The 12,211-nt window shown below is 42.6% G+C and carries 8 protein-coding genes; 3 read left to right on the top strand and 5 right to left on the bottom strand.

Features of this window, described 5'->3' with window-relative positions:
* Positions 1 to 231: a hypothetical protein gene (locus RWZ05_RS02415; protein ID WP_008602207.1), complete on the top strand. Its 231-nt coding sequence runs from the start codon at positions 1 to 3 to the stop codon at positions 229 to 231.
* 165 nt (positions 232 to 396) lie between these two features.
* Here the strand turns inward: RWZ05_RS02415 and RWZ05_RS02410 are convergent, their stop codons facing one another.
* Both RWZ05_RS02410 and crcB read right to left on the bottom strand, forming a co-directional pair.
* The gene (locus tag RWZ05_RS02410; protein WP_314641757.1) at positions 397 to 1,377 is read right to left on the bottom strand and encodes a molybdopterin-binding protein; all 981 of its coding nucleotides are present in this window, start codon (positions 1,375 to 1,377) and stop codon (positions 397 to 399) included.
* A gap of 159 nt (positions 1,378 to 1,536) precedes the next feature.
* The gene (crcB, locus tag RWZ05_RS02405; protein WP_314641755.1) at positions 1,537 to 1,917 is read right to left on the bottom strand and encodes a fluoride efflux transporter CrcB; all 381 of its coding nucleotides are present in this window, start codon (positions 1,915 to 1,917) and stop codon (positions 1,537 to 1,539) included.
* Between the two features lie 188 nt (positions 1,918 to 2,105).
* Here crcB and RWZ05_RS02400 point away from each other — a divergent pair, with 188 nt between their 5' ends.
* A complete protein-coding gene (locus RWZ05_RS02400; protein ID WP_314641752.1) occupies positions 2,106 to 2,471 on the top strand; it encodes a helix-turn-helix transcriptional regulator in 366 nt (121 codons plus the stop codon).
* A 41-nt stretch (positions 2,472 to 2,512) separates the two neighbouring features.
* On the opposite strand, the gene RWZ05_RS02395 is transcribed toward RWZ05_RS02400, so the two are convergent.
* On the bottom strand, positions 2,513 to 3,220 hold the full coding sequence (locus RWZ05_RS02395) for a GntR family transcriptional regulator (protein WP_314641750.1): 708 nt from the start codon (positions 3,218 to 3,220) through the stop codon (positions 2,513 to 2,515).
* Positions 3,221 to 3,444: 224 nt separating this feature from the next.
* Between RWZ05_RS02395 and RWZ05_RS02390 the strand changes: the two genes are divergently transcribed.
* Positions 3,445 to 4,392, top strand: coding sequence for a diacylglycerol kinase family lipid kinase (locus RWZ05_RS02390; RefSeq protein ID WP_314641748.1), 948 nt, complete (start codon positions 3,445 to 3,447; stop codon positions 4,390 to 4,392).
* 186 nt (positions 4,393 to 4,578) lie between these two features.
* Here RWZ05_RS02390 and addA read toward each other — a convergent pair whose 3' ends face one another.
* Both addA and RWZ05_RS02380 read right to left on the bottom strand, forming a co-directional pair.
* The gene (gene addA, locus RWZ05_RS02385) at positions 4,579 to 8,316 is read right to left on the bottom strand and encodes a helicase-exonuclease AddAB subunit AddA (protein ID WP_314641746.1); all 3,738 of its coding nucleotides are present in this window, start codon (positions 8,314 to 8,316) and stop codon (positions 4,579 to 4,581) included.
* Positions 8,306 to 11,863, bottom strand: coding sequence for a PD-(D/E)XK nuclease family protein (locus tag RWZ05_RS02380; protein ID WP_314641744.1), 3,558 nt, complete (start codon positions 11,861 to 11,863; stop codon positions 8,306 to 8,308). Before RWZ05_RS02380 ends, addA begins: the two co-directional genes overlap by 11 nt.
* Positions 11,864 to 12,211 lie beyond the last annotated feature (348 nt).

The following is a 12,211-nucleotide window of genomic DNA, read 5'->3' as shown; positions in this document are numbered from 1 at the left end:
ATGAGTCGCATTCATAAAGAGCATTTACAAGCAGGCTATATCTTTGGCGATACTGTCAACCAAGAATATATTTATTTGCCCTCTGGTGAAGTAGGCACAGACCATCCTTTGGCAGTCCTCGAAACACCGACAAAGCGTGAAGATATCACCTTGGACGAAGCAGTCCACATGATTGATACGCTAACCTTAAAACGCTGTAGCCATCCTACACTGGGGAAAAAATCATTTTAATACATATAACTGCTTGAATATCACAAAGCGGGTAGATTCAATCTACCCGCTTTTTACATAGGCTTATATAATTTTAAGATGTTATAATTAACGATTTACCCTTTGTACAGTAAAACTTTAACTCATTGTATAGTAAAACTTTGACTCATTTTATAGATACAAAGATTATCCTAAGAAGCCACCATGGCCCATTTGAATGCAGTCTTCTTTAGTGATTTCATCGTCTGCTACAAGGCGTGGCAAGATTTCGTCAAAGGCCGTTGGTTTGCTGAATAATACGCCACCTGGAACGCCGAGAATCGGTGTACCATCAGCACAGTAAGCAATGCAAACCATAGAACCTGGCAATACAGGTAATCCGTATGTCACTACGCGATCTGCATAGCGTTTAATGGCGCCCGGTGTTAAATCGTCAGGATCAACGCTCATACCGCCTGTACAGAAAATAATGTCGGCGCCAGCTGCTTTTACCTTGTCGATAGCCGCCACGATATCGTCCGTATTGTCTGTTACGATTTCATGAGCTACTTTTGTGACCCCAAATTCAGCGCAACGTTCTTCAATAATAGGGGTGAAAGCATCTTTAATGCGACCTTCAAATACTTCGGAGCCAGTAGTAACGATGCCCATTGTTTTGCGCACGAATGGTTTGACATGAAGTAAAGGTTCCCCATTAGCAATTTTCTTAGCATCCTCTACTTGTTGTTCCTCTAGTAATAAAGGAATACAACGCATGCCGGCTAATTTATCGCCTGCTTTCACAGGCGTATTATTAAATCTCGTTACAATCGTAAGCTCACCAATACTGTTGATAGCATGTAAGCGTTCTACATCGACCTTAAATAAACCATCTACGTCTGCAATGGCTTCGATTTTACCTTGTGCCATAGGGCCTTCGTGCATATTTTCGCCACCTGCCATATGATACAAAGCGCGAGCTACGTCCTCTTCGTGCAAGAAACCTTCATCTTCAGGTTCCATAACGAAGATATGCTCTTTCCCAAGGTCTAATAATTTAGGAATATCCTCTTCTGTAATAACATGACCACGGCGGAACGGCGTATCTTTCACCTCGCCGATAACGATACGAACTAGATCGTGTATTAATGCATGCCCTACGGCATCTTGTGTTCTAATAGATTTCATAATATATCCCTCTATAATCTGGTATTCTATCTAAATTTCTTACTAATTAATCTGGTATTCTATGTAAATCTTTCACTAAACTATCTAAAGATCTTACTAAACTATCATATAAAAATCGATGTATTTACGCTGTAACTCAAGTCACCTTATTCGCCTAGATTAGATAGCGCAGAGTATGCGCGCCAATACTACACCAATCCAGCAAAGGATTAACCCTCCTACCACTTGTACAAAGCCATAGAATAAGGCTTGTACATAGGACTCGGTCATCATGAGTTGCAGCATTTCAAAGGCAAAGGTAGAAAAGGTGGTAAAAGCTCCAAGGCCGCCTACAACGAGGAAGAATCTAGCCCATTGTGGTAAATCTGGCTTTTGCATGTAAAAGCCTAACACGAGGCCAATGATGAGGCAACCGACAAGGTTAACTACGACCGTACCATACGGAAAGGAGCTGACCTTTGTCATCACCCATTCACCAAGAGCCATACGACATAAAGCACCTACAGCTCCACCGAGAGCAACAGCTATGTATTTTTCCATAGGTCCTCCTCTATTTACAACAATATACTAATTGCTTTGGTGACAGCACCAAAGTATATAGTAGTATGACTTTCACAATTCGTGTAATTATCTGTAATAACCGATAATTATCTAGTTTTCTATATTAGTCAATCGCCAACAGTCTCAGTATACTATATTTAGAGAGTCGGGAAAAGGAAGGAGTCCCTATGAACCCCGCAACAGCACCATTGACCGAACTTCGGATTAATACGTACGAAGATCCATTTTTACAACATCAATACGTATGTTTAGGCCATAAAATAGCCAATTTCCGCATATCTCTAAACATGTCCCAACATGAGTTAGCCCACCACGTCGGCATCAGCCGCAGTTATTTAAGTAAACTAGAGTGTGGCGCAGGCATTTCTGGCATGTCCTTAGAGATTTTATTTAAAATCGCTCAAGCCTTTCAAATCGACGTAGCACAACTCGTACGGCTACGCATCGTTGACTATAAAAACTGCAATGCACATCTAACATCACACTATAAACGATTAGAGTTTTTAAACCATACTAAAAAGCTCCGCCAATAGCGGAGCCTTTTATGTCATTATGCCTATGGGCACGTTAGACATTATACTTCGTTAAGTTTTTTGTGTTGCACTTCAGCATTGGCTTTTTTGAAGATAAAAGCATTGTTAATGTGCTGACGCATAGCTGCCTCTGCAGCTGCTTCGTCATGACGTTCGATAGCATCCACGATTTGATCATGTTCATCATCACAATCATGTGTACGGACAGCATTGAAGGAGCTAATATACATATCGCGGTTAACGCGTTCACGGAAGCTTGCTAAGTAGTCTTCAATGCGTTCATTACCAGAGTAATGAGCGATCATAGTGTGGAAACGGCTATTAACCTCAACACGTTCTGTAGCATCTTCCATTTCATGCATTTCTTTACAAATATCTCTCAATTCTTTAATTTGTTCATCTGTAGCATGGCGAGCACACAGTCTTGCACCAAGGCCCTCCATGACTTCACGCACTTGGTATAATGCAATAATTTCCTCTGGAGTGTCCGCTTTTACAGTAACACCTTTCCAAGGAACGATAACTACGAGGTTATCTTTAGCCAATTTACGGAATGCTTCACGTACAGGCGTAGCACTCACTTGTAGTTGTTCCGCAATTTTTACTTCGTTTAGCTTTTCTTGCGGCATCAACTCGCCTGTCAAAATAGCTGTTTTTAATGTTAAATATACTTGTTCACTGAGCGGTAATCTTTCAATAGAATCCACTGCAGATAATTTGTATTTATCTTTAGAATCTTGTCTTCCCATTACTATCCCCTAAACATTAATACTCGTCCTATCTTTCACACTTTCAAAGAACGGCTAAAATGAGTATAATATATTATACGACATATGTTTATAGAATATGTCGCACACAATATGTAATACAGTGTATACAAAATAATTATAAAACTCATATCTAAAACTGTCAATCTAGCAATCTAACAATAGATACTAGCTATATCCCATTTTTGAAAGTAAGGAAGTACACTATGAGCCGTTGTTTGGTTATCATCAATCCTGTATCCGGGGGCGGAGCGGCACGCCAGCATGCCCTCGACTTACAATGGAAATTGAGCACCTTATTCGAAACGCTCGAGGTCAAATTCACCACCGGCGCAGGTGATGCGACACGTTTTGCTAAAGACGCTTGCGAACGCGGGTTCGATGCAGTGTTTTGCATGGGTGGTGATGGTACTGTTAACGAAACTGTTAATGGCATTGCCCAAGGGGGCTTCAAATCTACCTTTGGCTTTATCCCAGTTGGTACTGTTAACGATATGTCTCGCGCACTTGGAATTCACCAAAATCCAGCACAAGCGATCCAACACATCGACATCAATGAAACGAGAACAATTGATATCGGACGTTGCAATGATAAGTATTTCTGCAATAACATTGCAGCAGGCGTTATCCCTAAGGTAGTAGAAGAGGTTACGCCAAAAGAGAAAAGCATACTCGGCCCTCTCGCCTACTTCTTGCGTGCAGGCCAAGCGTTATTTACCACAAAAGACTATACATATCGCATCAAAACAGAGAACGAAGATTTCATCTGTAAATCCCCTCTCGTTTTAGCATTGCTTACCAATGTAGTATCTAGTTTTGAACGGTTTATGCCTGAAGCCTCAGTAGATGACGGCTACATGCGTATCATCATTTTTAAAGAATACTTTATTCTCGATATGCTCAGCGTAATACCACTCGTCATTAATGGTGCCATTTATAACTCTCGGTATACAACTACCTTAACTGTAAACAAAGCATCTATTGAGCTCTTATCTGATGTTGATGATTTAGCAACTAATATGGATGGCGATCTAGGTCCATCTATGCCAGTAGATATCGAAGTATTACCACGGGTACTAAAAGTATTTGCCCCATCAAAACATAAAAAGAAAAAGGCTTTGAATTTGCCTAAACTACCGCATATAGAACTGTAAAATACAATCTAAGGAATGTATTTGAGTCATATATAGTTATCACAAAAGTTAAATGATACAGCTAACACAAAAGCTCTCTATCCAAGGATAGAGAGCTTTTTTATGTTTATTACATTATTTGAAATATCTGTCTATTCTCAACACAGGCCCCATAAATAACACAAGACTCTTAAATAGCAACCTAGACTAATCTATGATGATTGCATCGTGCAAGCGGAAACTATAGATATAACATGCTTTCACAGGCATTCCCGTCAATCGCTGTAAGGCCTCTTTGTAGAGGTCCATTTGTATTTTATAGCGTTTGATGAGGTCTTCCCCAGATTTGACGCGGTCTGTCTTGTAATCTACGAGAACCCATTCACCGTCCTCTTCAAAGGCAGTATCAATAATACCTTGAAGGAATAGATTTTCCCCATCCTCTAAGGTATCATATACACGTTTTCCTTCAAAAAGCATACTAAACGGCAACTCACGTTCTATGCGCTTCGCATTGATAAGTCGCTTTCCAAGGTCAGAACTAAAGAACTTATATAAACTTGTATCGCTTAATAGATTTCGTTCTTCCTCTGTGAAAGTCCCTTTCGTTACGAGTGCATCAAGCTCTTTTGTTAAAGAAGCCTTCGTGTACTTAGCAAGCGGTAGCCACTGCATGGCCTCATGCATCAAGGTACCCCATTGAGCCCCCGTCAACACATCCTCTTCGGACTGTAATACTTGAGGTTTACGACCGAATACGGAGTTCGCTAAATCATCTTCAATAGGTGTGTTAAGGGTATCGACTGTCCCTGCTTCTAGTTCTCGCTCTTGGAATCGTCGTTTTAATTCACTAACGGAGATTTTAGCAGTACGACGTGTTGCATCGCTGTATGGGTAGGTATAGTTAAATCGATCTACTATTTCCTGCGGTAATTGCACAGAATTAACAGCTTTCAACTCACGTACCTTGTTGATGGTAGTTTCGTCGATGTCTGCTTTGTAGTCGAGGTCACCATAGAGAGAACCGTCGTGAATTTCAACCTTTATGCGGCACTTCTTATCTGGTAAATCAAAATAAGTTGGCCCTTCGTATTCAATAGCTACACGCAACGGGTTACCACCATCTAAATGACGAGCAAAGCCCATAATCATCCAGTCTAAATAGGTATTAGCTTGCGTAATAATATCTGTCGGCAACTGTTGACCTTCTACGGAAGCAACATTTTTAATGAGTTTACCTAAGGTACTTAACTCACCTTTAGCGTTTTTTAAGCCTCTAAAATGACCTGTCATGAACAACTTATCTCTAGCTCGTGTTAAGGCTACATATAGAATACGCTGTTCCTCGGCCTTGAGGGCCGCCTCTTTTACATCTTTCACATAAAACCACGGCATGGTTGGGAAGGATACCCGAATATCTGGGAAGTAGCCCTTAAGACCTAAACCTGCGTTCTTATCGATAAGAAGCTCTGATCGGAGGTCCATCATGTTGAATTTCTTTTGCACCCCAGATAGGAATACAACAGGGAATTCTAGACCCTTACTCTTGTGAATCGTCATGAGGCGCACTACATTGTCCGCTTCACTTACCACATTAGCCAGCGGCATATCTTGGTTGCTATCGCGCAAGCTTTCAACAAAACGCAAAAATCTAAAGAGACCACGGAAGCCAGACGCCTCATAGCCCTTTGCTCTGTCGTATAAAGCGAGTACGTTTGCACGACGCACGAGACCATTTGGCATGGCCCCTACATAATTTACATAATCTTGGGATTCGTAAATATCCCATAGCAAATCGGTTACACCGTGACGGCGCGACAAGGTACGCCAACGCTCCATGTGTCCAATAAAAGCTAATAAGCGCTCATCTTGAGCCTCTTCTGCATAGGCGGGCATGAGAGACCACAACGAGCCCTCACCAGATAGGCGTAGTGCACCTAGCTCATTAGCATCAAGCCCCACAAGGCCAGAGTGCAACACCGCAGCCATCGGCAAGTCTTGTTCAGGATTATCTATGATGGATAGCAAGGCTAGTAAGAGCTGAATCTCTTGTGCTTCAAAGTAGCCATCCCGTTCGTTTACCACCGCAGGGATACCCGCTTGGCGCATAGCCTCTACCGCACGCGTGCCCCAGCCCGCCAAGGATCTGCGCAAAATAGCAAAGTCACGCCACTCGATTTGACGGAATGTGCCATCTGGATTTTGCACCTTCTTCTTGGCACCGTGGATTTCCTTAATCTTTTGAATGATGAAATCTAGCTCACGCTCGTTGTTTTCAGGGTCATCCCCTTCGTCTTCGTCGCTTTCACTAGCACTGAGGGTATCCTTGCTCACATCGAGGAGCTGCAATTCCACGTCGCCCCCAACCCAATCCGGTGGCGCATCCTCTACAATACGGCCAGGAATGAGCGATTCAGCCTCAGTATAATTAAGCTCTGCTGCCTCTTCCGTCATGATTTGGTAGAACAAGAAATTCGTTGTAGCCAAAATATTTTCATGAGATCGGAAGTTCTTTGCTAGGTCGATGCGACGCTCCACCGCGTCAGTACCGCCGTACGTATTATATTTCTCCATAAACAGAGAACTGTCCGCCATACGGAAGCTATAAATAGCCTGCTTTACGTCCCCTACGTAGAACCGATTATCGACGCGAGAAATCAAATTGATAATCGTCTCTTGCACGCCGTTCGTATCTTGGTATTCGTCGACCATGATTTCTTTGAAAGTATCTTGCAGTTCCTTTGCCACGTCAGATGGCTGAGGATCATCCTCTGTGCCAGGTTCAACGAGAAGGGCTAAGCATAAATGCTCTAAGTCGCTAAAGTCCATGATGCCTTGCTCTTGTTTCATATCCCCATACGCTTGGTGGAACGCAATGGTGAGCTCCACAAGCCCTTCAATAATGGGATATTGAGCCTTGAACTGCTCTTGCAAGGTAGCTTCAGGCACTGTGAATACAGCGGCTTGCATCGCTTTGAGGTCATCTTTATTTTGTGTACCTAAAGATCTAAACTCTGCTACCAATATAGGGTCAAAGGCTTGTGCCTCTTTTGGGCCCATGCGAAACTGGTCTTTAATAAAGGTATCCATATGCTTACATGCTTCACCCATATCGTCCCATGTTTGAGCACTTGAAAGCATGCTTAGTGCAGCTAGTTGATTATCGTATATCTTTTGCCATTTATGAGGCCCTACTGGATCGAGCAAGATTTGTTCCATCCGTTCCAAGCGATCCCGAATACGGTCAATAACAGCTACATGGTTATCCCACATATATTGGCCCCATAGCGTATTGCTTGGACTTACAGTCATGGCCTCTTTATAAGGCTCTAACGCTTTTCTAAGCCATCCATCAGGATTAGCCAGAGACATAGCGTAGTTATAGAGAGACATAATCTTTGCCGTTAAGCCCGCATCAGATTTATCATCACTGAAGAAGTCCGCCAATTCATAGATATTATAAAGGCCTTCTTCATAGGATTTAGTCAGTAAATCGGCTAATACCTCTTGTTGTAGGAGCGCCATTTCTGCTTCGTTGCCAATGCGAGCCGTTGGATTAATATCTAACTTGTAGAAATAGGAACGAATTACCCATTGGCAGAAGGAATGCAATGTAGAAATGTGAGCAGACGGCAAGAGATTGAGCTGTCTTTCGAGACGCTCTTGCATAGCCGCGTCATCAGTAGACTCCATGGCTTTTGCCAAGGCAAGTCCGATACGGGCACTCATCTCTTGAGCTGCCGCCTTTGTAAAGGTTACAACCATGAGCTCTTGTACGGATAAAGGATTATCCATATCTTTCAGACGCGTAATAATACGCTCTACAAGAACTGCTGTTTTACCTGAGCCGGCCGCTGCCGCCACAAGCAAGGTTTGATTATCTAAGGACGAATCCTTAGGAGCTATGATGGCAGACTCCTGCTCTGGCGTCCATTTAACACCCATGGTTTTCACCTCCTTCGTTACTATTCTTTCTATCGTTTCTGTTATTTCTATCGTTACTATTGTTTTCTTCGTTACTGCTGTTTCCGTCGTTACCGTCGTTTAAGACTTCTTTCATCCGTTCTAATGCATCATCTTCAGATAAGCCGGATAGATAATTATACTTATTACGGCTAGAGTCAAAACGGCAGACAGTACGATAGTCACAATATGTACATGGTCTAAAGCCATTCAATTGATATGGCTTAATAGGGAATTGACCATCCCCAATATTACGGCCCGTTTCAGCCATTACGTGGTTTGTATAACGGCACATTACGTCAAATTCACCAGGATTCTTAACCTTGCGCAAATCATTACTATTAATCGTTTGATCCCCTGTTGTCCTAATCGGTACATACGGACCTCGCTTACGACCATAGGATAAGAACTTATGATCAATATGCGTTAACAACTCAACGTCGTCTGCGAAGTACCCACTATTTTGCCATGCATCGCTTTCCTTAGCCAAAGATACTGCATCTTCATAAGATATAGGCGTTTTAGACGGAATTTTAGGATTCTTCACATAGGAATACACCACAGCCGCAGGAGCTATCGATTCGCCCTTCGCTTTACCGTAAGCAGATTCTAAGGCCAATAGATAGGTCATAAGCTGCAATTTAAGGCCATAGTATACATCTTGCGCCGTTACGTGTGCACCGCCCGACTTATAATCAATAACCATACCGTAGGTTTGACCATCTTGGGTATATTCATCGATGCGGTCAATTTGACCAATGAGGCGTAAATAACGATCCTCTCCAAGAGGCACGCGAATCGGATCCCAGCCGCCTTGACGGCCAAAATCTTGCTCTAAGTATTTCGTATCAAAATCACTGCGCTTCGACCACTCTACGAGGCGGTCTACCGTCACATGTAATGTTCTTTGTACACGCTGCTCGATTGCCTTTTGGTAGGCATCGCTCGTTTCCTCGCCACCTTGATTTTCTTGTAAAATTTCTTCCGCTACCGTACGACATAAGTTATGTTGATCCTCTTCGTTAAGGTCACGCCATTGTTTATTGTTAGCTAATAGATAATTACCTAAACGCTCTAAGTTAGCATGAAGGAATGTACCAATTTCTGGCGCACCAAAGGAGCGCACACGACGCGGTTCTAGTTTCAAACCATATTGAGCATAGAACTTGAAGGGACATTGCTGATATCTCTCTAAACGCGTTACAGAACCAGACATATAGCCTTTGGATAAGAACAATCCATTTACTAAATCCTTTGTAATGACAGGCACATCATTATTATCTCGAATACCACGAGACACCTCACCTAAACGTGGACGATAGGTGTCGCTTTCACGAGCCCAGTTATAGAGGCCCCACCACAGTGGATTGACCTCATGACCACTAAAGAGAGCGCCCCAACGCTCAGACAATAGGGACAAACTCTGTAAAGGTCTCCATACATAATCAGCCTCTGTATTAGGCTCAATGGATAGGGGAATATCTACCGCCTTACCTACATAACCAAGGGATTCTAGTCGTTTCACCACGAGGGATGGCTCAAGTCCCGTTCCATCCTCACCAGAACTTGCATAGGACAGCGTCAAGGAAGCGGATGCCCGCGTCATAGCTAGGTATAATAGGAAATTTTCGTTAAAAGCCTTCGGCAAAGCCCCTTCAGCCAACGTAATGCCGGCCTCTGCTAATTCTTGACGTTCCTTATCCTTGATAAGCCCTTCATCGCCCATGCTTTGTGGGAATACGCCTTGGTTGAGGCCCATAACAAATACCTTAGGCCACCATTGGCTATAACCACGTTCGATGGTGGTAATTACTACATGGTCCAAGGACGGTGGAATCATGGAATAATTTACATCGCTCAAGCCTTTTTCGAGGAGTAACATCATCTCGTCCAGTGTCAACACTTCATCCTTCATGACCATAGAGATTTCGTCTATGAAAGAAATGACCGCATTATACATCTGTTCATGGCTAGCTTTAGACTCTTGGTCACCTATAGTTTCTGCGTCCTTCGCCCATTCATAGAGACGCTGCGGCACTTGCAAGGTTTCTATGAGTCCATACAGCTGTTCGCCCCATTCTGCCCCTGTATGTCCTTCGCTATGAGCGGCAAAGTCAAACCATGGAGATAGAATCTCCATAATAGTTTGTCTTGCCTTATTAACACGGGCTCTACGAGGTGCATCTGGGTGACCTTCTTCATCTTGCCCCTCATGGAAGCCTCGTAAATAGGGCCAGCTTTCACGTTCCCATTTATAATAATCAATACCAAACTCGAGCACATAGTTCTCCAATTCATCTACGGCCTCTCGGTTGAGTGGCATCAAGTCCGTTTTAAGCAAGAGGAACATGCTATCTCGGCTGTAACTATGGCGTACAATATCAAAGAGAGCCGTCAACAATTCGCCTAATGGATGATTTTTCATAGGCCGCTGGCGATCGATAAAATGCGGAATGCCATACCGAGCAAAGACCTTTTCTAAGGTATCCCCGTACGTTTCGGACTCGCGAAGCATGATGCATACATCGCGGTACCGTGCCTCTGGAGAGGATTCTACGTAGGCTAAAATACGGCGAGCTACTGCGTCGGCTTCCCGTTCTCGGTTATATCCACGAATGAGCGGAATAGTAGTATTAGTAGAATTTTGCTTGCTAGGACTCGTAAAGTAATTAGCCTCTAATTCTTGTACGATTTGAGGTCCCCGTTTCCCGTCAAATCCAACCCAGTTAATGCTAGAACCATAACGAGCCACTAAGGTGTCATAAATCTCTAAAGGACGACTAAAGAGATGCTCCCCTCGACGAGCAAGATACAAGCTTTTCGGAGCCATTGGCAAGTCGATGGTAATAACTGCTTCCTTCGCAAAATCAAACAAGGTGTAGATTAACTCATAGTGAGTCGGTGTAAACCAATGAAAGCCATCGATAAAGACATGACTGTTTTCCATCAGTGGAGATTGAGGCAAAGCCTCAACGATTTCCATGATAGGATCGATGTCACGTTCCCCATGACGACTGATTTCCTCTTCATAGGCTGCCATACAAATGGCAAGTTCGCGCAATTTCTTTTGTAATACTTTATTTTTAACGGACTCCGCCCCACGTTCAAGGTCATTAGGACCGACGCGGAAGGCGCGAAATTCAGAAAAGAGCTGTTGCAATACAGAAGAAAATTCAGGACGCTTTGTAGCCTGTTCTAATAGGCCCAGTTCCTTTTGCTTCCGCTTCATAACAAGGCGCAACAACATAGACCGGCCAAAGCTAGATAAGCTTGATTGACCGGTCCCTTTGGAGCCTATGGATTGATATACTTGGTACCCCAAACGACCAAAGCCTACCACACGGACCGTCGTAAAGCCTTTTTCAGGCATAAATTCAGCAAGCTCTCGTTCTACCCTATAGGTAGCTGGTTCAGGAACAAGTAAGATTATAGGTTCCCCTGGACAATCAGTCATGACTTGACGGATCCGTTCATATACGGCACGCGTCTTGCCTGATCCTGCTCGTCCATAATAGACGCTAATATTCATGAGACCTCCCTAGTGAAATGTTCACCATCTCAATTTATATAATTTTATATAATTTATATATTCCACAAATTTCATCTTATTTATATATTTCTTTTCTTCAGGTATAGCATTAAATGAAATTTTTCGATATAATATACTACTATATATCACTATACTAAGTATTATTATATAGTAATATGACATTCTGTGCTTGATTCTGGGGTAAATTCAAGCTAATTGTACAATATTTGACTCATCTGATTATATTTGTTTATAATTAAGAAAAAAATTTATATTTTATTTACAATTAACAGGATTTCATATATAATACATGTTAGTATTTGTGTTATTTGTAAAATCATGTATTTA

Source organism: uncultured Veillonella sp. (assembly GCF_963543145.1).
Classification (GTDB): domain Bacteria; phylum Bacillota; class Negativicutes; order Veillonellales; family Veillonellaceae; genus Veillonella.
This window is presented reverse-complemented; position numbering and strand designations above follow the sequence as displayed.